Origin of the sequence: Candidatus Chloroploca mongolica, assembly GCF_004762035.2 — a bacterium.
Classification (GTDB): domain Bacteria; phylum Chloroflexota; class Chloroflexia; order Chloroflexales; family Chloroflexaceae; genus Chloroploca; species Chloroploca mongolica.
This window is the reverse complement of the sequence record NZ_SIJK02000015.1, coordinates 22,062-45,557: the sequence shown is the minus strand read 5'-3', so window position 1 is coordinate 45,557 and position 23,496 is coordinate 22,062. Positions and strand designations below refer to the sequence as shown.

34 protein-coding genes and 1 pseudogene are annotated in these 23,496 nt (G+C 57.2%); 19 read left to right on the top strand and 16 right to left on the bottom strand.

Annotated features, from left to right (window positions below):
* Nucleotides 1-18: 18 nt before the first annotated feature.
* Nucleotides 19-873, bottom strand: coding sequence for a DegV family protein (locus EYB53_RS10335; RefSeq protein WP_135478109.1), 855 nt, complete (start codon nucleotides 871-873; stop codon nucleotides 19-21).
* A 224-nt stretch (nucleotides 874-1,097) separates the two neighbouring features.
* Here EYB53_RS10335 and rpmB point away from each other — a divergent pair, with 224 nt between their 5' ends.
* Nucleotides 1,098-1,283 (top strand): 50S ribosomal protein L28, encoded by a 186-nt coding sequence (rpmB, locus tag EYB53_RS10330; protein ID WP_129671274.1) that lies wholly within the window; start codon nucleotides 1,098-1,100, stop codon nucleotides 1,281-1,283.
* Nucleotides 1,284-1,399: 116 nt separating this feature from the next.
* Here rpmB and rdgB read toward each other — a convergent pair whose 3' ends face one another.
* Nucleotides 1,400-1,996 (bottom strand): RdgB/HAM1 family non-canonical purine NTP pyrophosphatase, encoded by a 597-nt coding sequence (rdgB, locus tag EYB53_RS10325; protein ID WP_135478108.1) that lies wholly within the window; start codon nucleotides 1,994-1,996, stop codon nucleotides 1,400-1,402.
* Nucleotides 1,997-2,173: 177 nt separating this feature from the next.
* Between rdgB and EYB53_RS10320 the strand changes: the two genes are divergently transcribed.
* The 18 genes from EYB53_RS10320 (at nucleotide 2,174) to EYB53_RS10235 (ending at nucleotide 17,081) form a co-directional block, all read left to right on the top strand.
* A complete protein-coding gene (locus tag EYB53_RS10320; protein ID WP_135478107.1) occupies nucleotides 2,174-3,154 on the top strand; it encodes a decaprenyl-phosphate phosphoribosyltransferase in 981 nt (326 codons plus the stop codon).
* A 33-nt stretch (nucleotides 3,155-3,187) separates the two neighbouring features.
* On the top strand, nucleotides 3,188-4,006 hold the full coding sequence (locus EYB53_RS10315) for an isopentenyl phosphate kinase (RefSeq protein WP_135478106.1): 819 nt from the start codon (nucleotides 3,188-3,190) through the stop codon (nucleotides 4,004-4,006).
* A complete protein-coding gene (locus tag EYB53_RS10310) occupies nucleotides 3,993-4,949 on the top strand; it encodes a stage II sporulation protein M (protein WP_135478105.1) in 957 nt (318 codons plus the stop codon). The genes EYB53_RS10315 and EYB53_RS10310 overlap by 14 nt, the downstream gene beginning before the upstream one ends.
* 24 nt (nucleotides 4,950-4,973) lie before the next feature.
* On the top strand, nucleotides 4,974-5,996 hold the full coding sequence (locus EYB53_RS10305; protein ID WP_135478104.1) for a hemolysin family protein: 1,023 nt from the start codon (nucleotides 4,974-4,976) through the stop codon (nucleotides 5,994-5,996).
* A gap of 72 nt (nucleotides 5,997-6,068) precedes the next feature.
* The gene (locus EYB53_RS10300) at nucleotides 6,069-6,803 is read left to right on the top strand and encodes a helix-turn-helix transcriptional regulator (protein ID WP_371879093.1); all 735 of its coding nucleotides are present in this window, start codon (nucleotides 6,069-6,071) and stop codon (nucleotides 6,801-6,803) included.
* 29 nt (nucleotides 6,804-6,832) lie between these two features.
* Nucleotides 6,833-7,612 carry a Fe-S cluster assembly ATPase SufC gene (sufC, locus tag EYB53_RS10295; protein ID WP_097654224.1) on the top strand — a complete coding sequence of 260 codons (780 nt, stop codon included), beginning with the start codon at nucleotides 6,833-6,835 and terminating at the stop codon, nucleotides 7,610-7,612.
* A gap of 1 nt (nucleotide 7,613) precedes the next feature.
* Nucleotides 7,614-8,822 carry a Fe-S cluster assembly protein SufD gene (gene sufD, locus EYB53_RS10290; protein ID WP_135478102.1) on the top strand — a complete coding sequence of 403 codons (1,209 nt, stop codon included), beginning with the start codon at nucleotides 7,614-7,616 and terminating at the stop codon, nucleotides 8,820-8,822.
* Nucleotides 8,823-8,862: 40 nt separating this feature from the next.
* A complete protein-coding gene (locus tag EYB53_RS10285) occupies nucleotides 8,863-10,101 on the top strand; it encodes a cysteine desulfurase (RefSeq protein ID WP_135478101.1) in 1,239 nt (412 codons plus the stop codon).
* Nucleotides 10,102-10,115: 14 nt separating this feature from the next.
* Nucleotides 10,116-10,517, top strand: coding sequence for a Fe-S cluster assembly sulfur transfer protein SufU (gene sufU, locus EYB53_RS10280; RefSeq protein WP_135478100.1), 402 nt, complete (start codon nucleotides 10,116-10,118; stop codon nucleotides 10,515-10,517).
* A 26-nt stretch (nucleotides 10,518-10,543) separates the two neighbouring features.
* The gene (gene sufB / locus EYB53_RS10275; RefSeq protein WP_129671263.1) at nucleotides 10,544-11,959 is read left to right on the top strand and encodes a Fe-S cluster assembly protein SufB; all 1,416 of its coding nucleotides are present in this window, start codon (nucleotides 10,544-10,546) and stop codon (nucleotides 11,957-11,959) included.
* 116 nt (nucleotides 11,960-12,075) lie between these two features.
* Nucleotides 12,076-12,393 (top strand): non-heme iron oxygenase ferredoxin subunit, encoded by a 318-nt coding sequence (locus EYB53_RS10270; protein WP_135478099.1) that lies wholly within the window; start codon nucleotides 12,076-12,078, stop codon nucleotides 12,391-12,393.
* 96 nt (nucleotides 12,394-12,489) lie between these two features.
* Nucleotides 12,490-13,341: a sulfurtransferase gene (locus EYB53_RS10265; protein ID WP_135478098.1), complete on the top strand. Its 852-nt coding sequence runs from the start codon at nucleotides 12,490-12,492 to the stop codon at nucleotides 13,339-13,341.
* 93 nt (nucleotides 13,342-13,434) lie between these two features.
* Nucleotides 13,435-13,821 (top strand): iron-sulfur cluster assembly scaffold protein, encoded by a 387-nt coding sequence (locus tag EYB53_RS10260; RefSeq protein WP_135478097.1) that lies wholly within the window; start codon nucleotides 13,435-13,437, stop codon nucleotides 13,819-13,821.
* A 33-nt stretch (nucleotides 13,822-13,854) separates the two neighbouring features.
* Nucleotides 13,855-14,787 (top strand): PLP-dependent cysteine synthase family protein, encoded by a 933-nt coding sequence (locus EYB53_RS10255; protein ID WP_135478096.1) that lies wholly within the window; start codon nucleotides 13,855-13,857, stop codon nucleotides 14,785-14,787.
* Nucleotides 14,788-15,261 carry a M67 family metallopeptidase gene (locus tag EYB53_RS10250; RefSeq protein ID WP_135478095.1) on the top strand — a complete coding sequence of 158 codons (474 nt, stop codon included), beginning with the start codon at nucleotides 14,788-14,790 and terminating at the stop codon, nucleotides 15,259-15,261. It begins immediately after the preceding gene.
* A gap of 64 nt (nucleotides 15,262-15,325) precedes the next feature.
* Nucleotides 15,326-15,601, top strand: a complete 276-nt coding sequence (locus EYB53_RS10245) for a MoaD/ThiS family protein (RefSeq protein ID WP_135478094.1) — start codon at nucleotides 15,326-15,328, stop codon at nucleotides 15,599-15,601.
* Nucleotides 15,602-15,603: 2 nt separating this feature from the next.
* On the top strand, nucleotides 15,604-16,758 hold the full coding sequence (moeB, locus tag EYB53_RS10240) for a molybdopterin-synthase adenylyltransferase MoeB (RefSeq protein WP_135478093.1): 1,155 nt from the start codon (nucleotides 15,604-15,606) through the stop codon (nucleotides 16,756-16,758).
* 74 nt (nucleotides 16,759-16,832) lie between these two features.
* Nucleotides 16,833-17,081, top strand: coding sequence for a hypothetical protein (locus tag EYB53_RS10235; RefSeq protein ID WP_135478092.1), 249 nt, complete (start codon nucleotides 16,833-16,835; stop codon nucleotides 17,079-17,081).
* Nucleotides 17,082-17,222: 141 nt separating this feature from the next.
* Here EYB53_RS10235 and EYB53_RS10230 read toward each other — a convergent pair whose 3' ends face one another.
* The 14 genes and pseudogenes from EYB53_RS10230 to EYB53_RS10170 form a co-directional block, all read right to left on the bottom strand.
* Nucleotides 17,223-17,381 (bottom strand): DUF4258 domain-containing protein, encoded by a 159-nt coding sequence (locus EYB53_RS10230; protein ID WP_205712626.1) that lies wholly within the window; start codon nucleotides 17,379-17,381, stop codon nucleotides 17,223-17,225.
* Between the two features lie 4 nt (nucleotides 17,382-17,385).
* On the bottom strand, nucleotides 17,386-17,760 hold the full coding sequence (locus tag EYB53_RS26600; protein ID WP_135478091.1) for a GNAT family N-acetyltransferase: 375 nt from the start codon (nucleotides 17,758-17,760) through the stop codon (nucleotides 17,386-17,388).
* Between the two features lie 130 nt (nucleotides 17,761-17,890).
* Complete coding sequence (locus EYB53_RS10220; RefSeq protein WP_167857336.1) at nucleotides 17,891-18,664, bottom strand: SAM-dependent methyltransferase; 774 nt, start codon at nucleotides 18,662-18,664, stop codon at nucleotides 17,891-17,893.
* Nucleotides 18,665-19,021: 357 nt separating this feature from the next.
* Nucleotides 19,022-19,282, bottom strand: coding sequence for a BrnA antitoxin family protein (locus EYB53_RS10215; protein ID WP_254151010.1), 261 nt, complete (start codon nucleotides 19,280-19,282; stop codon nucleotides 19,022-19,024).
* Nucleotides 19,260-19,574 carry a BrnT family toxin gene (locus tag EYB53_RS25575; protein ID WP_254151009.1) on the bottom strand — a complete coding sequence of 105 codons (315 nt, stop codon included), beginning with the start codon at nucleotides 19,572-19,574 and terminating at the stop codon, nucleotides 19,260-19,262. Before EYB53_RS25575 ends, EYB53_RS10215 begins: the two co-directional genes overlap by 23 nt.
* Before the next feature lie 388 nt (nucleotides 19,575-19,962).
* Complete coding sequence (locus EYB53_RS10205) at nucleotides 19,963-20,235, bottom strand: hypothetical protein (RefSeq protein ID WP_135478088.1); 273 nt, start codon at nucleotides 20,233-20,235, stop codon at nucleotides 19,963-19,965.
* Between the two features lie 32 nt (nucleotides 20,236-20,267).
* Nucleotides 20,268-20,966, bottom strand: a complete 699-nt coding sequence (locus tag EYB53_RS10200) for a DUF6994 family protein (RefSeq protein WP_135478087.1) — start codon at nucleotides 20,964-20,966, stop codon at nucleotides 20,268-20,270.
* 57 nt (nucleotides 20,967-21,023) lie between these two features.
* A complete protein-coding gene (locus EYB53_RS26595) occupies nucleotides 21,024-21,215 on the bottom strand; it encodes a BrnT family toxin (RefSeq protein WP_135478086.1) in 192 nt (63 codons plus the stop codon).
* 4 nt (nucleotides 21,216-21,219) lie between these two features.
* Nucleotides 21,220-21,459, bottom strand: a pseudogene (locus tag EYB53_RS26590) (GNAT family N-acetyltransferase); the annotation flags it as partial.
* A gap of 18 nt (nucleotides 21,460-21,477) precedes the next feature.
* The gene (locus tag EYB53_RS10190; protein WP_205712624.1) at nucleotides 21,478-21,846 is read right to left on the bottom strand and encodes a type II toxin-antitoxin system VapC family toxin; all 369 of its coding nucleotides are present in this window, start codon (nucleotides 21,844-21,846) and stop codon (nucleotides 21,478-21,480) included.
* A 14-nt stretch (nucleotides 21,847-21,860) separates the two neighbouring features.
* The gene (locus tag EYB53_RS10185) at nucleotides 21,861-22,097 is read right to left on the bottom strand and encodes a type II toxin-antitoxin system Phd/YefM family antitoxin (protein ID WP_135478084.1); all 237 of its coding nucleotides are present in this window, start codon (nucleotides 22,095-22,097) and stop codon (nucleotides 21,861-21,863) included.
* A 59-nt stretch (nucleotides 22,098-22,156) separates the two neighbouring features.
* The gene (locus tag EYB53_RS10180; protein WP_129671242.1) at nucleotides 22,157-22,408 is read right to left on the bottom strand and encodes a DUF2442 domain-containing protein; all 252 of its coding nucleotides are present in this window, start codon (nucleotides 22,406-22,408) and stop codon (nucleotides 22,157-22,159) included.
* Nucleotides 22,409-22,417: 9 nt separating this feature from the next.
* Nucleotides 22,418-22,675: a DUF4160 domain-containing protein gene (locus EYB53_RS10175; protein WP_167857335.1), complete on the bottom strand. Its 258-nt coding sequence runs from the start codon at nucleotides 22,673-22,675 to the stop codon at nucleotides 22,418-22,420.
* A 227-nt stretch (nucleotides 22,676-22,902) separates the two neighbouring features.
* Nucleotides 22,903-23,382, bottom strand: a complete 480-nt coding sequence (locus tag EYB53_RS10170; RefSeq protein WP_135478083.1) for a GNAT family N-acetyltransferase — start codon at nucleotides 23,380-23,382, stop codon at nucleotides 22,903-22,905.
* Between the last annotated feature and the right edge of the window lie 114 nt (nucleotides 23,383-23,496).

Here is a 23,496-nt window from a genome sequence, read left to right as displayed (position 1 = left end):
CCCCAACGTAGCGACGCCCTAACCCTCTTCAAAACCTTCAAAGACCGTCACCCCCATCGCACCAGGGCCGAGATGCGCGGCAACAGCAGAACCAAAGCGAGCCACCTGCACGCGTTCACGAGGAAAAATAGGATCGAGCTTCTCGAGCAACTTCTCAACATCTTCGGGGGTTGTCGCATAGAGCACGATCACATCCTGGACACGGGGAAAATCCTCAACGAACGTAAAGAGGCCCTCGATCGCCTTCGCGCGCGTACGAGTACGCTCGTAGGGCACAATCTCGCCCTCATCGAGGATCATCAGCGGCTTGATGCGCTGCATCGAGCCAAGCACCGACCCAGCGAGCGTCAGGCGACCAGTGACCTCAAGATACTCCATGGTATCGACAAAAAAGACCACGTGCGTATGGCGGATCGTCGCGTGGATCAAACGGCTGACCTCCTCGGGATGGGCGCCATCAGCAGCGGCGCGGGCGGCACTGATCGCCACCGAACCAAGGCCGAGCGACGCCGATTTGCTATCAACCAATTGCAAACGCGTCGTACTAGCGGGGAGGCGCTGCTTGGCGGCCACAGCCTCACCAAGCACCGAACCAAGGCGTGTACCCAGATGAACCGAAAAGACATAATCCACCGTCCCGATCATGCTCCGATAGACCTGCTCGAAGACCGAAGAGGAAGGCGTTGCCATACGCACCCGGTGATGACCACTCACAATAAGATCATAGACTTGATCATCACTCAGGTCGATACCAACGCGATACACCTTCTCGTCAACATGAGCGAGAATTGGCACGACCTCAATACCCAATTCATGGGCTATATCAGGAGGAATATCCGCCGATCCATCAGTCACAATTTTAATCTTGGTCATGAAAAAAACCTACCGATCTGCCCTACAACCTCATCGCAAAGCGCACCCAAAAGCATTGGTTTGCCAAAGATCCATCAGTATGGTATAGTCTCGCAGAGATGTGCATCTATTGAACAAGGTGTGCGGATATCTGTTTGTGCGCGGATACGCAACATGCCAACCGTCGCTCGCAAGAAAAAACCAGTATCCTGAAATCCTTGTAAACAAAAGCCTGGAGTTACCCAATGGCAAAGTGTCAAATCTGCGGAAAAAAGCCATCCTTCGGTCACAACGTCAGCTTCTCGAAACGTCGCACAAACCGGATGTGGCGGCCCAACATTCAGAAGACAACCATCACCAACAAAGATGGTTCGTCGGTACAGGTCAAGGCGTGTACGCAGTGTATTCGTACGATGTCTAAAGTTCGTTAAGCACCGGCCACAGCGTTGCCCATTATAGCCGAACGCCAGAGCCGATGCAATAGGAATTTTCCACCGAATCACCGCGAAGCCCTGAGGCTTCGCGGTGATCGTTTGGGGGAGGTTGGCTACAGCAGCGTGGCCCAGCGGGCGAGGATCGCACGGGCGGCGTGGGCAGCGCGGGCACGATGGCTAATGGCATTCTTACGTTCGGGGGGCAATTCAGCCATGGTCTTATCTTCATCGATCAGATAGAAGAGCGGATCATAGCCAAAGCCCCCGGTGCCTTTTGGCTCACACTCGATCACCCCTGGCAGCACCCCTTCCACCAGTTCAGTCGAATGCGAGGGATGGGCCAGGGCAATCACGCAGACAAACCGAGCGAGGCGAGCATGCCAGGGCACATCGCGCAACTGATCCAGCAAGTAGCGCAACTGAGCCTCGCCGGTGACGCCGCCATAGCGCGCCGAATAGACGCCCGGTGCCCCATTGAGCACCGCCACTTCGAGGCCACTATCATCGGCAAGCGTCGGCAAGCCGCTCAGGTCACGGTACTGTTCAGCTTTGAGGGTCGCATTGGCGGCAAACGTAGCCCCCGTCTCATCCACGTCATCAACAATGCCCAACTCATCAAGCGTCCGCAACTGCAGATCGAGCCCGGCAAAGATCGCCGCAAACTCACGTAGCTTACCGGGATTACGCGTTGCGATCAAGAGTTCTTGCATTGGTCTGTCTCCAGGCTAAGCCCAATACCTGGCAAATACGTCAGGTTATTTGACGCAAAGGCGCCGAGGCGCGAAGGTTTAAGGTGATTGACGCATAGTGTAGATATGCAGTACAATCCCCTGTGCATAGTATATACAATCTTGAGGCATGATACCACAGTAGCACTCTTACGCTGTATGAATAATGTTTCGACCGATCGTGCGACACCCACGCTCACAACGGGAACCGTCAACCCCTTGCGCGAACTATTGCGAGCAATGCGTCCACGGCAGTGGGTAAAAAACGCTTTTGTCTTTGCGGCCCTAGCTTTTTCTGAGGATCGCCTCTGGCAATTCTGGGGTGAAGCGGGGCCCATACCTCTCTTACGGGTGATCGGGGCGTTCATCGCCTTTTCGATGGCCGCCAGTGCCATCTATCTGGTCAATGATCTCGTTGATATCGAGAAGGATCGCGCCCACCCTAAAAAACGTGAGCGGCCCTTTGCGTCCGGGCGCCTCGATCCACGCATAGGCATCGTCGCGGCAGCCGTACTGATGCTCGCCGTGATCCCGCTCGCCATCGTGCTTGATCGCGATCCGCCACCCGCCCCGCTCGATCTCGACTTTCTTGCGGTGCTCGTGCTTTATATTGTCATTCAGGGCTTCCTCTACACCTACTGGCTCAAAAATGTGGTTATCTTTGATATCCTCGTGCTTGCGGCTGGTTTTGTCTTGCGCGCCGTGGCAGGTGCCGCCATCCTGGATATCCAGATTACGCCGTGGCTTCTGCTCTGCATGCTCTTGCTGGCGCTCTTCCTCGGCATTGGCAAACGGCGCCACGAGTTGACCCTGCTTGAGCATGGCGCGGGTGAGCATCGCCGGATTCTCCAGGAATACTCGGTGCCAATGCTCGACCAGATGATGTCAATTGTGACGGCAAGCATCATTATGGCCTATAGCATTACCGCTTTTCTGGCCCCGGTGGCCCCTCAGGAACCGTACCCGATGTTGATGATGACGATCCCGTTTGTGATCTACGCGATCTTCCGGTACCTCTATTTGATCTATCAACGCGGCGAAGGCGGGGCACCCGAAGATCTGTTGCTCCGCGATCGACCGCTGGCGAGCAGTGTAGTGCTGTGGGGAATCACGGTGCTTGGGGTGTTGTTCTTTTTTTAGTGGGCTTGCGCCCGTGTAGCCATCAGGTGCGGTGTGTATACCTTTATCAAACTTGGTGGTTCCGTCATTACTGATAAGCGCGGCGAGGAGGCTGCCGATCTGCCGGTGATCCGGCAACTGGCGGCTGAACTAGCGGTGGCCCGCCAACGCAGGCCCGAGGTGCGGGTGATTCTGGGGCATGGGAGTGGCTCGTTTGGGCATGTCGCGGCGACCCGCTACGGGGTGCATCGCGGTCGCGCTGCCGGGGTTGAGCCATTTGGCCTGGCGATGACCGCCGGTGCCGCGCTGCGCCTCAATCGCATTGTGGTTGAGGCCCTGCTCGACGCGGGTTTGCCCGCGATGGCGTTCCAACCCTCGGCCACGCTCTGGGCCGAGGGCGGCCAGATTGCGTCGTGGGCGACAGACCATATCGAGCACGCCCTGGAAGAGGGGTTGCTGCCCGTGATCCACGGTGATGTCGCCTTTGATCATCAGCAGGGGACGGCGATCATCTCGACCGAGTTGTTGCTGGCCCATCTGGCGCTGAGCAGCAATGTCGTCCCCAACCGGATCATTCTCGTAGGCGAAGATGCGGTCTATACAGCTGACCCGCGCCGTGATCCGGAAGCGACCCGCATTCCAGTGATCAGTGCCGACAACCTCGCAACGGTGCTGCACGGAGCCTCTGGGTCACACGGGGTCGATGTGACCGGCGGCATGCGGAGCAAGCTCGAACTGATGTGGCGGCTCGTGACAACCTGCCCCGGGCTCGAAGTCCAATTGATTGGCCCTACCCCGGGCAATCTGGCAGCGGCGGTGAGTGGAAGCCCTCTGGAGAGCGGAACAATCATCAGAGCCTATGCGCCACGATGAGTTTATTGCGCAGCGTCGGGCCAACTGGGAGCGGCTCGAGCGCCTGATTGAGCAGGCCGGGGCTGGTCTGGCTGGGCTATCGGCGAGCGAACTCCGCGAACTCGGGCGGCTCTATCGGCAGGCTGCCGCCGACCTGGCGACGGCCCGACGCGATCTGCCTGGGCACACGATTGTCGGCTTTCTCAATGGCCTGGTTGCCCGCGGGCATAGCGCCGTCTATCGCGAGAGTGGGGCTGGTGGCACAACGCGGATCCGCACCTTTTTCCGCACCGATCTCCCCCAGACCTTTCGCGCCACATGGAGAGCAACGCTGATCGCCTGTCTGATGTTCCTGGTACCAGCGCTCATCGGCTTTGGCCTGACCATGAATGATCCGGCCCTGGCGGGGGTACTGATGCCTGGGGCCGACCTTGTCGTGGGTGAAGTCCAGGCGGGCAACGAATGGTGGCTACGCATCAACGAAGAAGGACGCTCGCTCGCCTCGGCAGAAATTATGACCAATAACATCGGCGTCGCCTTTCGCGCCTTTGCGGGAGGCGTAACGCTTGGCATCTATACGGGCTACATTCTGATGATGAATGGGCTCTTTCTCGGCATTATCGCCGGTGCCGCGCAACGTTTTGCCTTTGCCGGCAACCTCTGGGGGTTCATTGCCGCGCATGGGGTGGTTGAACTGAGTGTCATCTTTATCGCGGGGGGGGCCGGATTGCAACTGGGCTGGGCGATCCTGCGCCCTGGCCTGTTGACCCGCCGGGGGGCTCTGGTGGTTGCCGCACGCCGCGCCCTGATCTTGATCCTCGGCTGTATCCCCCTCTTGATCATTGCCGGCCTGATCGAGGCCTTTATCTCACCCTCGGCTCTGCCGCTAGCGATCAAATATGCCGTCGCAATCGGCTCGGGCATCGCGCTCTACACCTACCTGCTTGGCGTCGGGCGTACCTAAACAAAGCATTCGGAGCACCGCCGTATGGAGCAACTCTTTCTCTTCATTGCCCTGGTTCTCATCATCTCGGCCCTCTGTTCGGGGGTCGAGGCGGCCTTCTTTTCGACCAACCTTGTGCGGGTACGCCAACTCGCCGAAGGTGGGAGTGCTTCGGCAAAGACCCTGCTCAAAATCCGTGAAAACATGGGGCGGCCCATCAGCACCATTGTGGTCTTGAATAACATTGCCAATATTGGTGGCAGCATTATCGTTGGTGATCTGGCCACAACGGTGTTTGGCAGCCAATGGATCGGAGCCTTTTCCGCCGGGTTGACCCTGGCGGTCATTATTTTTGCCGAGATTATCCCCAAGAATGTTGGTGAACGGTATTCTGAGCCAATTGCACTAGTGGCGGCCCGCCCGGTGGCAACGCTGACCATGCTGCTCACGCCACTTGTCTGGATGATCGAGCGCCTTGTTGCGCCGATTGTGGGAAGCTGGAAAGCGCCGACCACCACCGAAGCCGAGATCCGGCTCCTGGCGCGGATCGGGCAACAGGAGGGCATCATTGAGCGCGATGAGTCTGAGATGATCGAGCGCGTCTTCCGGCTCAACGATACCATTGCCGAAGATATTATGACCCCGCGGGTCAGCCTTTCGTACCTGTATGCCGACGAGAGTCTTGCCGAAGCGCGTGAGCGCGTGCTCGCCTCAGAACACACGCGTATGCTGGTCATTGGCGACTCGATTGACGAAGTACGGGGCATTGCCTTGCGTCAAGAGATCCTGGCGGCCCTGTTGCAGGGGCGCGGCGACGAATTCGTTACGACGGTTATGCGGCCAGCCAATCTGATTCCGGCGAGCGTACGGGCCGACCGTCTACTTGAAGTCTTTCGCCAGACCCGCCAACACCTCGCGGTGGTCATTGACGAATATGGCGGGGTGGCCGGAGTGATCACGCTTGAAGATGTGCTCGAAGTGATCACCGGCGAAATTGTGGATGAAACCGATCGCGTCGCCGACCTACAGGCCGAAGCACGCCTCAAAAATCGCCGCCGGTTTGAATAAAAACGGTATTTTCCGTTTTTATTGACAAAAAGAAGCGAGGTCGGTACAATACTTCTATACGTGCAGCACAACATGCTCATCAAGTTGATGATGCGCCCCAGGCGGGGCCATACCGAAGGCCATGGCCTTCGCAAGAGGCGAACAACAGCTATGCCCGTCATCGGTTATGCCACAACCAGCGCCTCGGGCCAGATCCTGCAACACTTGCAGCGTCAGGGCGAGGCAACCGTGAAAGAACTGGCGACGGTGCTTGGGGTCAGCACCACGGCCGCGCGTGAACATCTCGTTCATCTGCAGGCCGAAGGGCTCGTGGCAGTACGAGCCGAGCGGTACGGACCAGGGCGACCACGTCTGATCTACATGCTCAGCGACGAAGCCCATAGCCGCTCTCCCAAGCAGTACGATCGCCTGATCAATGGCCTGTTACGAGAATTGATCGCGCTCGAAGGTCCTGATAAAGTCGGTGAACTGCTTGAACGGGTAAGCCGACGCCTGGCCAACGAGTATGCCGACCGCATGGCAGGCAGCGATGTGCCTGAACGTCTTGGTGAGTTGCGCCGCCTGCTTGAACAGCGCGGTGTACCGGCTGAAGTAGCCGAGAGTGGTGACAGCATTCGCCTCTTTGCGTGTCCGTTTTATGATATTGCTCAGGATCATCCTGAAGTCTGCTCGATGGAGCGGCAGATGATCGAGTTTGTCCTTGGCGAGAAATTACAGCTCGAGAGCACCATCCGGGAAGGGTCGCACACCTGTCGTTTTGTGGTACGAAGCGGAGTGATTCCGCTTGTGCCAGTTCAGTCTGAGTAAGGGTTTTGATTTTTTGTAATGAGGAGCACATGAGCAACGATCTGGTCATCAAGGATCTCTGCGCAAACATTGGCGACAACGAGATTCTCAAAGGCGTCAATCTGACCATACGCGGCGGCACCATTCACGCCATTATGGGTCCGAATGGCAGTGGCAAAAGCACGCTCGCGCATGTTATTGCCGGGCATCCCGACTACGAAGTAACCGCTGGTGAGATCTGGTATGGTGGGCAGAATATTCTTGAACTGGAAGCGGATGAGCGAAGCAAGCTAGGTCTCTTCCTGGCCTTCCAGTACCCAGTGGCCGTTCCTGGGGTAACCGTCGCGAACTTCCTGCGCGCCGCGATCAATGCGCATCGGGCCGAGGAGGGTAAAGATCCCAAAGCGACCGCTATTCCGATGGCGGAATTCCGCAAGATGCTGCGCGAAGGGATGAAGACCCTCGAGATGGACGAAGGCTTTGCCCGCCGCTACCTCAACGAAGGATTCAGCGGTGGTGAGAAAAAGCGCCTCGAAATCCTGCAGATGACCATGCTCAAGCCAGGGATGGTGGTGATGGACGAGACCGACTCGGGGCTCGATATTGATGCGCTGCGCATCGTCGCTGAGGGCGTCAATCGCCTCGCCGGGCCAGAGCTAGGTGCCCTCGTGATTACGCACTATCAGCGCTTGCTCAACTATATCAAACCCAACTTTGTTTCGGTGATGATGGACGGACGCATCGTGCGCGATGGTGGCCCCGAACTGGCCCTGGAGCTGGAAGAAAAGGGCTACGACTGGCTCCGCGAGGAACTGGCTGGAGCAGCGTAAGATGAAGCAAAGCATTACTCTCAAAGACCTGACCGCCGACCTGATTGTCGAGCAGGCTCACGCCGAGCAGGAGCCGGGTTGGCTTGCCGAGCGTCGCCACGAGGCATGGACGTTTTTTGCCCAGTCAGGGCCACCCGAGTGGCGCCGAACTGACCTGAGCGGGTTGGCACCCGATGCCCTGACCCTCAGCGGATCAGTAGGTACCGAGTTGATCTGGGATGCATCGCTGGCCGATCAGGGGATCGTCTTCAAACCACTGCGCCAGGCACTCAACAGCCACGAAGAACTGATCAAGGCGCATATGGATACCGCCGTTGCGCCGCTTGACCACAAATTCAGCGCGTTGCGTGCCGCCCTCTGGACCGATGGCGTCTTGCTCTATGTGCCAAAAAATGTCGCTGTCGATACGCCGATTCATGTGCGCTACACACTGCCTGCCGACCACCACATGATCATGCCGCGCACCCTGGTGATCCTGGAAGCCAACGCCAGTGCGACGGTGATCGAAGAGTTTGTCTCGGCTGATCGCAGCGAACAGGCGCTGGCCGCGCCGGTTACTGAGCTGATCACTGGCCCCAATAGCACCCTGCGCTTTATCAGTGTGCAACAATGGGGCGATGGTGTCTATCATATCGGTGGACAAAAGGCTGTGCTTGGCAATAACGCATCGCTCGAGTGGACCTCGCTGGCGCTCGGGGCGAAAGTGCAGCATATCGAAGCCGAGACGACGCTCAAGGGCAATGGCTCACGCGTCAACTGGCTTGGAGCCACGTTTGCCAATGGCTCACAGGTGCTGGTCACCGCACCCTGGCTGCGCCACATCGGCCACAACGCCGAGAGCTTTATGCAGTTCAAGACGGTGGTCAACGATACTGCCTACAGTGTCTTTGATGGGATGATCAAGATCGAGCACGAGTCCACCGCAACCAGCACACGGCTCGAAGAGCATGCGCTGCACCTCAAACCGGGGGCACGCAACGACTCGATCCCGGGGCTGAAGATTGACACCAATAGTGTGCTCAAGGGCGGTCATGCCTCGACCAGTGGCGATGTGGACGACGAGCAACTCTTTTATATGCAGACCCGCGGGCTCAGCAAAAATGAAGCACGCCGTATGATCGTGATGGGCTTCTTTAGCCCGGCCCTTGATACGATCCCGGTTGAAGCGCTGCGACACCAGCTCGAAGCGGTGATTGAAGCGAAGATCTAGGCACTGGGGCCACGGCCCACCAGTTGCGAAGCGAGTGGTTATGTCAACTCTAACCCAATTCGATGTGCTGGCAATTCGGCGTGAGTTTCCGATCCTCCAGCAAGAGGTGCATGGTCATCGGCTGGCCTTTCTCGACAGTGCGGCCTCGTCGCAGAAACCGCGGCAGGTGATTGATTGCCTGGAAGATTACTATCGCCGCTACAACGCCAATGTGCATCGGGGGGTTTACAAATTCAGCGAAGAGGCCACCTTTGCCTACGAGCGCGCACGGGGCAAGGTGGCACGCTTCATCGGGGCCGCCAGTCAGCGCGAGATTATCTTTACCCGCAATACGACCGAAGCGATCAATCTGGTGGCCCAAACCTGGGGCGCAACCAATCTGCGTCCCGGCGATCGAATCTTGCTCTCGCTGATGGAACATCACTCGAATATCGTGCCCTGGCAGATGATCGCGCAGCGTACCGGAGCCATCCTCGATTACCTCAGCATTGATGGCGAAGGGCGACTCGTGCTCGAAGAGCTTGACCAGAAATTGACTGAGCAGACCAAATTAGTTGCGCTGACGCACCAGTCCAACATGCTTGGAACGATCAACCCGGTGCGGATGATCGCCGAACGTGCGCACGCGGTTGGGGCAGTGATGCTAGTCGACGGTGCCCAAAGTGTGCCGCATATGCCCGTCAATGTTGCTGAACTCGGTTGCGATTTTCTTGCCTTCAGCGGGCATAAAATGTGTGCCCCAACCGGCATCGGGGTGCTCTGGGGGCGCCGCAAGTTGCTTGAGGCCATGCCACCATTCCTCGGGGGCGGCTCGATGATCAAGGTGGTAGAGCTTAACCAGAGTACGTATGCTGATGTGCCGGCACGTTTTGAAGCCGGAACGCCCGCAATTGGCGAAGCGATCGCGCTGGGCGAAGCGATTGATTACCTCAGCGCCATTGGGATGGAGGCGATCTATCAGCACGAGGTCGAATTGATGGCCTACGCGCTCGAGCGGCTGGGCAATGTGCCAGGGTTGACCCTCTATGGCCCGTTGACGACTGAACAGCGTGGAGGTGCCTTTAGCTTTACTCTCGAGGGCGTGCATCCCCACGATGTCGCCGCTATTCTCGACGGACAAGGCATTGCCGTGCGGGCAGGCCACCATTGCACGCAGCCACTGCATCGCCACTTTGATGTGCCAGCAACCACTCGCGCGAGCTTCTATATTTATAATCTGCCCGAAGAAGTGGATCGGCTGGCGGTCGGCCTCGAAAAAGCGAGCAAGCTCTTTCAATAAGAATAGGCCAGAATATGGACGATCTCTATCAACAACAGATCCTTGAACATGCGAAATATCCGCATAATTTTGGACGACTCGAAGAGCCGGACATTTCGCATGAAGAACATAATCCACTCTGTGGTGATCGGGTACGGATTGAATTATTGATCGAGAATGACATCATTACTAATGTACGTTTTGAAGGGCGCGGATGTGCGATCAGCCAGGCTTCGGCCTCGCTTTTGACCGATGAGCTCAAAGGGATGCCGGTTGAGGCCGCCAAGGTCTTTCGCAAAGAGGAACTGCTCGATCTGATCGGCATTCCGCTCACCCGCAATCCGACGCGGCTCAAGTGTGCGCTGCTCTCACTCAAAGCACTGAAAGCCGGGCTCTATGGCATCGATCATCTCAATGAGGACGACGACGATCTGTAACAAGATATATTTCAGGAGGATAGAAAATGGTCGCAGAAGCAACCAATCTCCAGTTTGATTACACCAAGTACGGGTTTCGGAACGAAGAGAACTACCTGTTCAAGGCTCCCAAGGGGCTGAACGAGCGGGTCGTCCGCGAACTTTCGGGGATGAAGGATGAACCCGAGTGGATGCTGAAGCGACGCCTGCGTGCGCTCGATATTTTCAATAAGAAGCCCGTGCCCCTCGCAGGCATGTGGGCGAACCACGAGCTTGCCGACCTCAACCACGACGAGATTCACTATTTTGTGCGCGCCGGTGAGCGCCCGCAGACTGATTGGGACGCGGTGCCGCAGGAGATCAAGGACACCTTCGAGAAACTGGGCATTCCCGAGGCCGAGCGCAAGTTCCTCGCGGGTGTTGGTGCGCAGTACGAGTCTGAAGTGGTCTACCACTCGCTGCGCGAAGAGTGGTCGAAACTCGGTGTGATCTTTCTTGATACCGATACGGCGTTGAAGGAGCATCCGGAATTCTTCAAGGAGTATTTCGGCACGATCATTCCTTCGGCTGACAACAAGTATGCCGCGCTCAACACTGCCGTCTGGTCGGGTGGCTCGTTTGTCTATGTGCCCAAGGGCGTCAAGGTTGACATTCCGCTGCAGGCCTATTTCCGCATCAATGCTGAGAATATGGGCCAGTTCGAGCGTACGCTGATCATTGTGGATGAAGGAGCCGAGGCGCACTATATCGAGGGTTGTACCGCGCCAATCTATTCGACGAACTCGCTCCATTCGGCTGTCGTCGAAATCGTCGTCAAAAAGGGTGGCAAATTCCGCTACACCACAATCCAGAACTGGGCGAACAACATCTTCAACCTGGTGACCAAGCGCGCCGTCGCCCACGAAGAGGCGAGCATGGAGTGGGTGGACGGCAATATCGGCAGTAAGCTGACGATGAAGTATCCGTCGGTCTACCTGATGGGCCGCAAGGCACGGGGCGAAGTGTTGAGCGTCGCCTACGCCGGCAAGGGCCAGCATCAGGATGCCGGTGCCAAGATGGTTCACCTGGCTCCCGAGACGACGAGCCGCATTACCAACAAGTCGGTCAGCAAGGATGGCGGCAAAACGACCTATCGTGGTCTCGCCAAGGTTGCGCGTGGGGCCTACGGGGCCAAGATCAACGTCAACTGTGACGCACTGATCCTCGATGAGCGGTCAGCCTCCGATACGATCCCCTTTATCGAGATCGAAGAGGATCGCTGCACCCTCGCCCACGAAGCGACCGTCGGACGCATCGGTGCCGAGCAACTCTTCTACCTGATGAGCCGCGGTTTGCCCGAGGCCGATGCGCTCTCGATGATTGTGCTTGGTTTTATGGAGCCGTTCACCCGCGAGTTGCCGATGGAATACGCGGTCGAGTTGAACCGCCTGATCCAGATGGAGATGGAGGGGTCGGTAGGCTAAGGATAGCGGGCTGACGCCCGCAGCCGTAGCCTGCTGGTGAAGGCTAGCGGGCTCACGTCCGCAGCGTTCGCCTCTGGCTGGGGAAATGACGTCCTTGTTGAAGAAGAAGAGAGTTGATGAGCGCAATTCAGATTGGAACGCTGGCGGAGGTGCCCGAAGAGGGCGGCAAGGCCTTTATGGTTCAGGGCCATGCGATTGCGGTCTTTCGCGTTGAGGGCGAACTCTTTGCGATTGATGATACCTGTACCCACGATGATGCCTCGTTGAGCGCGGGCGAGCTTGATCCCGACATGCTCTGTGTCGAGTGCCCTCATCACGGGGCGCTCTTTAGCCTCCGTACCGGCGAGGCGCGTACCCTGCCGGCCTACAAGCCGGTCAAGACCTACCGTGTCTATGCCGAAGGCGACGCCTTATTTGTTGAGTATTCTACTTAAGAACTTGACTTTACACCAGACCAGCGGTATACTGCACAAGAGGGAGGGCGTTGCCTTCCCTCTTTCAAATATGAAGCTTTTGGCGAGGAGTTTCCGATGAATGCATATGCCCATCCCGAGGTGCTGGTTGATACCACCTGGGTAGCTGACCATCTCAATGACCCGGGAGTGCGCCTGGTCGAGAGCAATGAAGATGTGTTGCTCTATGAGACAGGGCACATCCCCGGTGCGGTCAAGCTTGATTGGGTTGGCGACTTGAATGATCCCGTGGTGCGCGACTATCTTGATGCACCACGTTTCGCCGAATTGATGGCGAGCAAAGGGATTAGCAACGATACAACCGTGGTACTCTATGGGGATCGCCACAACTGGTGGGCGACCTATGCCTTCTGGGTCTTCAAGCTCTTTGGACACAAGGATGTTCGCTTGCTCAACGGCGGGCGGGCGCGTTGGATCGCCGACGGGCGCGAGTTGACCCGCGTGGCACCAACCTATGCACAGGGCACCTACCACGCCCCCGAGCGCGACGATACAACGATCCGCGCCTTCCGCGACGAGGTGCGTGAGCAGATCAAGCATGCCGCAGGCACCGCGCTTGTGGATGTCCGTAGCCCGCAGGAGTTCAGCGGCGAACGCACGCATATGCCCGAGTACCCGCAGGAGGGTACGCTCCGCGGGGGGCATATCCCAACCGCCGTCAGCATCCCATGGGCGCAGGCTGTCAACGAGGATAGCACGTTCAAGAGTGCTGACGAGTTGCGGGCACTCTATGCAAGTCAGGGCGTCACGTCTGACAAGCAAGTGACAACCTACTGTCGCATCGGCGAGCGCTCGAGCCATACCTGGTTTGTGCTCACCTATCTGCTCGGTTTCCCACAGGTACGCAACTACGACGGAAGTTGGACCGAATGGGGCAACGCGGTTGGCCTTCCCATCGAACGCGGGTAGGATGTCTAGTTGCGGTTGGTGGCAGCGGCTAGCTTCGCTAGCCGCTGCCACCAACCGCAACGTAGGGTTAAACGATGACCAAGCGAGACACCAATGGATCGCCAGGCTATCATTGAGCGGCTGCTTGAGCACTATGACCATCCCCGTCACCACGGGCCGCTCGCCGAGGCGGATATCACCCTCTCGGGAGGCATTCCTGATTGCGGCGATATGATTACCATCTATCTCAAGGTTGCTGCCAGTGGCGAGCATGTCGCTGCGCTCAGCTTCGAGGGTCAGGGCTGCACAATCAGTCAGGCGGCAGCCTCATTACTCAGCGAGCAATTCCAGGGCCAGCCGCTAACGCTCATTGAAACCATGGACGACAGCGAAGTGCTCGATCTCCTGGGACGCGAAGTTGTCCGTGCCCGCCCACGTTGTGCAACGCTCGCGTTGAACACGATGAAAGCTGCCGTGCAAGCGTATCGGCGTCGGCATTGACGCAAAGGCGCTGAGACGCGAAGGTTTAAAGGTATGCGCACAACGCCACTGGATCTGATTGGCAACACACCACTCTTGCGTTTGACCCGCCTAACAACGGGGCTTGCCCCGGGGGTCGAGGTCTACGGCAAGGCCGAGTGGTACAACCTCGGGGGGTCGGTGAAAGACCGGCCAGCCTTATGGATGGTACGCGACGGTGAGCGGCGGGGTGCGTTGCGCCCGGGGATGCGCATTGCCGACGCCACCAGTGGCAACACCGGCATTGCCTATGCGACGCTTGGGGCTGCGTTGGGCTATGGCGTCACGCTGGCGCTGCCGGCCAACGCGAGCCCTGAGCGCATCCGTACCCTGCGTGCCCTCGGGGCGGAACTGATCCTGACCGACGCGAGCGAAGGGATGGATCTGGCGATCACGACGATTCGCGAACTGGTTGCCGGGCAACCCGAGCGCTTTTTTTATCCTGATCAATACAGTAACCCAGCCAATCCACAGGCCCACTACGAGACAACCGCGCCCGAAATCTGGGCGCAGACGGATGGTCGGATCACCCATTTTGTTGCGGCGCTGGGCACCAGTGGCACCTTTATGGGCAGCAGTCGCCGCCTGCGTGAACTCAATCCGCAGATCCAGGCACTTGCGGTGCAACCCGACAGCCCCTATCATGCGCTCGAAGGGGTCAAGCATATGGCCTCGACCCGCCTGGTGCCAGACATTTACAACCCCGCAGCGCCTGATGCGGTCATCGAAGTGCGCAGCGAAGAAGCTTTCGCAATGGCACGCCGCTTGGCGCGCCGCGAAGGGTTGCTGGTAGGCATCTCGGCGGCAGCAAATGTGGCCGCCGCCTTGCGGGTAGCGCGTGAACTGGAGCATGGCGTGGTCGTCACCATTCTCTGCGATAGCGCCAACCGCTATCTCAGCGAACGTTTCTGGGAAGATAGCGATCTGATAGAAGGGGCGGGCATCTAAATGATCCGTGTAGCCTCTGAGGCGGCGAACACCATTGCCCGCCACGCCGAAGCAACCTACCCTGATGAGTGTGTCGGCCTGCTGCTCGGCCACTTCGACGGCGAAGATAAAGTCGTCAGCGAAGCCTTTCCGGTCGAAAACCGCTGGGCAGGCCAGATGAGTCTGGCTGAGACCGACGATCCAACCTCGCGACGGGATCGGTTCTACCTCGATCCCCGCGATTACATGCGCGCCGACCGCGCCGCGCAGGCTCGTGCACTCGACATCGTTGGGTGTTACCATTCGCATCCCGATCACCCACCAACACCCTCGGAACGCGATCGCGTCGGGGCTCAGGCGATTGCCGGCCCCGGCTTTGCCTTTGCGATCCAAACCGTTGAAGCTGGACAGGCAACCAGCCTTGCCTCGTGGTGTCTACTTGATGGCGGCGAGGCCTTTGTGGAAGAGACTGTTGTGATTGGAGATGGGGGCTAGCGGTGTCGGGTATGGGCCGCGATACCGCTAACCCCATCTTCTGTCCAAGCAGAAGGAGAAACCAATGGCGATTACCATTACGATTCCAACGGCCCTGCGCCAGTATGCAGGGAATAACGCGACGGTGGCCCTTGAAGCCGATACAGTCGGTGCGCTCCTGCACGGCCTTATCGAGCAGTATCCCACCCTTGGCAAGCACATCTTTGATAGCGGCAAGCTCCGCAGCTTTGTCAATGTCTATGTCGGCGACGAGGATATTCGCTACCTCCAGGGCGAAGCGACCCCGCTCAAGGATGGCGAGACGGTTTCGATTATTCCTGCGATTGCTGGAGGAAGGTGAGCATGGCACCACCAGACTTGTCGAATGAAGAGATCCGGCGTTATAGTCGCCATTTGATTATGCCCGAAGTGGGGATGGGGGGCCAGCGCCGCCTGAAGCAGGGCAGTGTCTTGCTGATCGGTACCGGTGGCCTCGGCTCACCGCTGGCGCTCTATCTCGCCGCAGCGGGCGTCGGCCATATCGGGTTGGTTGACTTCGACGTGGTTGACGAGAGCAACCTGCAACGCCAGATTGTACACGGTACCTCGACGGTTGGTCTTGCCAAGACCGAATCGGCCCGACGGCGCCTCCACGATCTGAATCCGCTGGTTGAAGTGACGACCTACGAGACCCCAATCACCTCGGCGAACGCACTTGACCTGATGCGGCCTTACGATATAATTATTGACGGTACCGACAATTTTCCAACTCGTTATCTGACCAACGATGCCGCCGTGATGCTCGGCAAGCCGAATGTCTATGGCAGCATCTTTCGTTTTGAAGGGCAGGTCACCGTCTTTTCACCAAAAGATGGCGGGCCGTGCTATCGCTGCCTCTATCCCGAACCACCGCCTCCTGGCCTGGTACCGTCATGTGCGGAAGGAGGCGTGCTCGGTGTCTTGCCTGGGGTCATTGGCACACTGCAAGCAACTGAGGCAATCAAATTGCTCACTGGCATTGGTGAGCCGCTGATCGGACGTTTGCTGCTCTATGATGCCCTTGAGATGCGTTTTCGTGAGTTGAAGCTACGCCGCAATGTCAATTGTCCCGTCTGTGGCGACCACCCAACCGTCACCGAGTTGATTGACTATGAACAATTTTGCGGCATTGTCCCTGAGGTACAGACCTTGAGTAGCCAGTATGAGATTACCCCGGTCGAATTGGCGGCATTGCTTGAGACGCCCGAGCGACCGTTCCTGCTTGATGTACGCAATTCGTATGAAGTTGAGATCGCCAGCATCGAAGGAACCGACCTGCTTATTCCGGTCGATCAACTTGCTGAACAGATCAATAAGCTCGACAGTTCCGTCGAGATCGTTGTCTACTGCCGCAGTGGGGCTCGCAGTGGGCAGGCCGTCGAGATGCTCAAAGCCGCCGGATTCCGCAAGGTCAAAAACATGGTTGGCGGAGTGCTCCGCTGGAGCGACGAGGTTGATCCGACCATGGCGAAGTATTAGGTAGCACCTTCTTGCGGGGCAGTTTCGTACACACCGGACTGCCCCCGCTGCATTGCCCACGAGAGGATCTTCGCATGACCCTGGAAGACGCCATCACCGAACTGAGTCAGCGCATCACGACGATTTGCCCCGAGGCGGTGCTGCGGATTGCCCGTGCTTCCGAGGAAGAAGCAAGCATCCGTGTCTATGCTCCGGCAGGCGTCGAAACGGCGATCAAAGCAGCGACCCACGAGGACACGATCGACCTACTCACCAGCGAGGGCCTCGACGTGCAGGTGCTTGTCTACGACATCGCCACGTCGCTTCCGCCCACCGAGGCGTGACGTTGTGCTCCTCGCCACAAGCTATAGCAGTCCTATCTGGGTTGTCAACAGGAGTGCCGACTAATACCAATTAACCTTGACGACACCGCATTACGGTGATGCACGAGGCTACCTGTTTGCATATCGAAATCAAAGTCACCTTTATAACCGATAGACCGTGATGATCACCAACTTGCCCGTAGGGCTGATTTTTGCAACGGTCGTCATTTCATCGCCTGCAACCGTGTCGCCTTTGACCAGATACTTCCACTCACCAGTAACAGCGTCTTTTTGGCGTTCAACAATCTCACCTGTGAGCAAACTGTCAGCATGGGCAACACACAAGAGCCGACCCACGTCCGATATGCCAAGGATGATCCAACGATCCTCGGTTACTGTACATTGGTCTTGGCGTACATGAATTGATCGAGCACTCGCCCGTGAATCGGTGAACATCGCTGCCGATCATCAGGCCAATGCTCCCGATGGCCTCCTCGTCACGCGCAATGGCGAAGATGGTACGTGGCGATCGAGCGATTGCGTTGCGCAAGAAGGCTTCGGCATCAGACTTTGGATACGGATGCGGAAATCCATCGCGAAGGTTCGCCGCAACGTTGGGGTTGTTGGCATATCTGGCCAGTGCCTCAGCATCATCCAACGCCCAAGCGCGAATCGTGGAGTGGCCGATGGCAATGCTCATGGTCAACTCGCATAGCAGATAGCGGTACCTCGTTTGTGGGGAATGGGCGTGATAGTGGCTGCTTCTAACGCTCAGCGTCAGCTGCGGCGCGAAGCGCCGTCGGCTGCATGCTGTTGTTGGGCCGCTCACCTCACCTCGCCTTTTGCCCGCTCCGAGCGAAGAGCAGATACCCGCAGTGTGCCTCTTTGGTGAGCAGCTGGTTCTCCGCTTCCTGCTCCATCACGTACGCCTCGAATGCCGCTGAGTGTTCCGGGTATCTTATCGCAAGTTCCTTAGCTCGGCGACGGATGAGCTCAACATGCCGCGACCCTTCGGTTGCCACCCAAGCAGGATCCAGCATTTCCCGATCAACCAACCGGAGTCCCACCGCATGAGCGCTGTCGAGCACTTGCGCTTCGGAAGGTAAATCGGCCGAGTGTCCTGACCGCGCCCAGGCAAGATCGACCAGAAGGTGCCCCGACAGTGCGACACACGCTGCGATGCGAGCAAGTGCCTCTTGAAGTTCGCCAAGCGCCTCGGAGTCGAAGCCGAAGAGGACGAGGTTCCGTTCTCCGCCCTTGGCTAACTCTTCCCCCATGTCCTTGACCTCGAAGTCGAGCGCGTCAGCGACCCCCCAATCATTGGCGTACCTGCGAGCCTCCGCAATGAATTCCGGTACGATATCGACTCCACGTCCGTGCCAGCCGAAGCGTTTCGCGAGGTGGATCAGCAGTGCTCCTTTGCCGCACCCGAGATCCACCACATGCTGCGGAGCCTCATGGAGATTCCTTTCCAGAAGCCGCAGAGGAGCCTCTGGCGAGAACCCGAGCGACCAAAGGTCCTGCAACAGGTGCGGAACGAACGGAAGCAAGGCTTCCTCTGCATCGAGTGACGCTGCTAGGTGCTTTGTCTGGTCATTAGTCACAAGTTTCCCTTCCCTTCGTGCGGCCCAACATGAAGTAGACGGCGATTCTGCGGCCTCGATCAGCCTTAGCCGTGCGATATCGCGATGATGCCACCTCAATCGGCCCTGTATGGTGCGACGCCGCACGGTTGCCGCCTATCCACGCTCCTGGTCGGTACGATGGTGCTTGTGCCGTCTATCCACCGCTAAGCCACCCCATGCGGCTCGCTACAAACTCGACTCTGGGATGAGGTATGCCTTTCCATGCCAACCCTCAGCTTTCTGGCGATTTGATCGTGTGGTTGCGCTGGTACTTTTCATAAATCATGCGCAATGTCCCTCGGCCACATACCGATCAGGGTTGGGCGGCACGGACGGTTAGGGTTGGGCAGTTTTATGGGCTTCCGCATAGATACGGAGGGCGGCATGCATACGTTGCTCGTAGCCCTCACCCTGCGCTTTGAACCAGGCCAACACCTCAGGGTCAACCTGCACGGTCACCGCAATCAGATGCCGTGGCATCCGTACGTTGGCCCGTTTGAAAAACGCTTCCGTGAGCGGCGGAATGTCCGATGTGTCGATCTCCGCATCGGTCATCGCGTCGATGCGCGCCCAATCAGTTTCCGAAGGCTTGTTCATAGGTTTGTCGCTCATGGCTCAAGGCCTTTCGCAGCGAGATGAGCATGGGTGCTGCAAAGATTTCCCAAGCATCGGCGAAACTAAAGCCGTGCTTGCGCATGTTGCTTTGGTTCTTCTGCTCATCCCATGCAAACTTCATAGACGCAGTATAGCCGGGGACACCGAGAAAGGCAAGCACACCAACTGGTGAGATGCAGCAAGCAAGGGTGCCAGAACGGATGGCGGCGACGCGAGATAAACAAGTGTACTCACATTGGGATGATACTTCAAAAATCGATTTGAAATCGATCAAGGTAAAGTACCACTCCTAACGTGAAGCAGACGGCGATTCTGCGGCCTCGATCAGCCTTAGCCGTGCGATACCGCGATGATGCCACCTCAATTGGCCCTGTATGGTGCGACGTCGCACGGTTGCCGCCTAGCCACGATTTGGATAAACCGCCGGCATGGCGTTACGGGCTGCCGCCGCCGAACGGTTAGCTGTCAGCCGCCGGTGATCGCGAACACTCGATGCGAAACCTGGCCCATGCGCCGGTCAACTGGACGGGGTGTTGAGCGGCGGCCTACGCTAAAACCAGTGCGCCGTCCTGATCAAGGCTGAGCCCAGAGACCCGCTGCATTCCACGTTGCGCTCACGTTGAGATGTTGCAGACCGCATCAGTCGGATTGCTCGTCGCTGCTCATGCGGCGACATGCTCGGTCTTCTGCACCAATGACAACAGGAATGCGGGGGCAAAGTCCGCGCCGTTGGGCCATTCAATGGATAAACATTTCACCTCTTCAACGGAACGGTTCCACGGGTTTGAGTGCTTGTCGCACTTGCGCCCGTTCCCAATTGGCGATCGCAATTGATGAATGAAACAAGCCGTGTTTACCACACCCATTTCTTGAATGAGTACCCGGATCGCCCGCGTATTTAATTCGGCTAGCGGCAAGGGCTGGGGACTGCTCACGAGAACACCTCCTGAATGAACGCCATCGGTTGTTAGGCCGCTGTCGTTGCCGACTGAATGCGCTGATTGCGCGCATTGATGAAGGCAACAGCGTCGTCACGATACGCCCTATATTCATAGGCATCCTTTGGAACCGGCGAACTCCTGAAGTTGTCGTAAGGCCCTGAGATTTTTACCTCATTTCCGATGACAAGATCCTGTAGCAGAAAGAACTCGACGTAGCCACGGAAGTCAGCAAAGAGCATGAAGAAGTCGGAATACCGACGCAACGGTTCGCTCAATGGACTCGCTTCGCCGGCATAGTGTCTGCGGATGCATTCCAAGGTAAGATCAAACCGATCCCTGATCAGCGGGTGGAACCCGCGAGCACCATTCATCGTCATCTTCCCGTCGATCTTGTTTCCTGGGAACACCATCATTCCGCCAATCGTGTATCCGATTGTGTTGAAGGCCTCAATTTCTTTTTGCGGTATAAGCGCCTTTATGTGCGGAACTTTCCGAAAGGACGGGATCACCGTATCGCTGGCCAGGAAAAACTCGCCCAATTCTGATCGGTGATACAAATAGCAATCCGTCCTTGAGTCGCTGAGTTCAAAAGGAACTCCTCCAGGCAACGGTTTGCTCCACAGAAGCTTATGGTAGCGCCGCAGCGTAGGGCTCGCGACATCTGGATCCTTTCCCACAGGCGTATCGCTACGAAAGTCGAACGCGATGTTGATTGCGTGCCTCATGTCCTCCACTTTTGCGGCCCAACGAACTACGGATTCATGTGGCGCGAAGCCGCCACATCATCCTTGTTCGTTAGGGTTCACCGTCCGTGCGCTAATGATGCGGAGGTGATCGCCACGATCCGTATGGGCAACAAACAAGAGCCGACCCACGTCCGATGTGCCGAGGATGATCCAACGATGCTCGGTTATTGTACATTGGTCTTGGCATACATGAATTGATCGAGCACTCGCCCGTGAATCGGTGAACATCGCTGCCGATCATCAGGCCAATGCTCCCGATGGCCTCCTCGTCACGCGCAATGGCGAAGATGGTACGTGGCGATCGAGCGATTGCGTTGCGCAAGAAGGCTTCGGCATCAGACTTTGGATACGGATGCGGAAATCCATCGCGAAGGTTCGCCGCAACGTTGGGGTTGTTGGCATATCTGGCCAGTGCCTCAGCATCATCCAACGCCCAAGCGCGAATCGTGGAGTGGCCGATGGCAATGCTCATGGTCAACTCACATAGGCGTTACCAAGCCATACGAACCGGATAGGATTTGAAAATGGGATCGGCGCTGACCAAGGTCGCGCCTTCACTGTTCGCTTGCGCAACCAATAAGCGATCAAATGGGTCTTTATGAACTGTCGGCAGACCATCCAATGCGAACACATGCGTAGGCAGAATTGGCAAGACGTTCACGCCATTCGTGGCTTGTTGATGCGCGACAATATCGACCAACGGCAGCCGCAGGCTCAATTTCCCAAGCTGGTGCTTGATGTACATTTCCCATAGACTTGTGACACTGAGGATGAGATCATTGGCGGGATCACTGCATAACGCCAGCGCGGTGGCGGATAATTTGGCAGGATCGCTGTCCCACCAGATAAACGTATGCATATCGAGCAACAGCTTCACGGTGTTCCGGTCCAGAACTCATCGGGCAAAGGCTGATCAAAATCGGGGCTCATCGTCATACTACCGGCATGTAACCCTGGGACTCGCCGTGCGGCGTGCGGCGTGATGGGCACCAGGCGCGCGCGGGGTGTCTGACCATCCAGTAAGATAATTTCCTCTCCGGTCACGACCTGGGCAACCAATTCCGCAAGGTGCTGCTGTGCTTCGTGGATCTCAACTTCTTTCGTCGTCATAGCGTCCTCCCGCGATATGTACAAATTGTAGCCCAGGATCGCGGATTGCGCGTCGCCGCTCATGCGGCGACATGCTCGGTCTTCTGCACCAATGACAGCAGGAATTCGGGGGCAAAGTCCGCGCCGTTGGGCCATTCAATCGTGCGACTGGTCAAAGCTACTTGCCGAAACACCTGCTGATCGCGCAGAGGTTCGAAGACCTCTCCGTAGAGTTCTGGTTCCAGATCGACAACACCCTCAACGCCGTTGTTGAAGTGCAGTTGGAGCCGATAGCCGTCCAGGTATTGCACATTTGTTACATGGATAAACATTTCACCTCTTCAACGGAGCGGTTCCACGGGTTTGAGTGCTTGTCGCGCTTGCGCCCGTTCCCAGTTTTCCATAACTTCGTCGCGATGTTCGTCCAACCATGACCAGATCAGATTCAAGGCGCGTCTGGGCATCCTGCCCGTAACCAGTCCACTGGCGATCTCAATGGTCGCCTCGAAGTCTTGATATTCTGCATGAAAGTGAGGTGGCAGATGGTCGTTGTAGTTCATCGTGATCTTAATGCCATAGAACGTTGACAACGTTGGCATTGTCGTTCCTTCCGAATCATTGCATCGTTCCTCAAACAGTCACTTGACGCCCGCCTAACGGGGGGCTTCAGGTGCGCCACGTAGCAAAAGGCTTCATTTCTTTCTCCTGATGCGCCAATCAATAACATAACCTTGCCAAACGGATTCTACTTACCATTGTAGCGCGACATGCCGAGATTGCAAAGGGCTGGCTAACGTTCGAGCTACGTTGCCCGCGGAGGCAGGTGTTAGGCATCACTGAACACCAGTTTGAACATGTTGATATTCGTGGCGGTATAGCCTAACTTGGTGTAGAGCGCTTGGGCTGCAAGATTATGGCCGAAGACGTGCAATGCGACTCCCGATAGGCGAAGTCTTGCAACTTCCACTTCCAAAGCCTGAAAGGCCCGAGAAGCGTGACCCTGCCTTCTGTGCTCAGGCTTTACATAGATGTCGTAGACATAAGCGATGCGGCTGTTCGCTCTTTCCTGCTCGACAAACCACAACGTTCCGACCGGAAACCCTTCTGGGCTTAGAACGGTGAAGATGTGGTTTTTGTCGGTGTCCTTTCCATTTGGCAGCAACTCGGCATAGTCCTTTCGAGCTGAGTCGAGCGCTGAATCCTTTGGCCATTGGCCAGAGGAAACCTTGTCTTTGGCATAGGCCGGGATAACTATCTCAAGCCAGACTACATACTCGGCTTCTGTGATTGGTCGTAGAACTGTCACGCAGTCTCCTTGTAATGCCTAATATGAACTAGGCAACACTTTTGCCACCTATACCCACTATACCCGTTCTACGAAGTAACTGTACCACCGAAATCGGTCTTGTCTATGCTACGC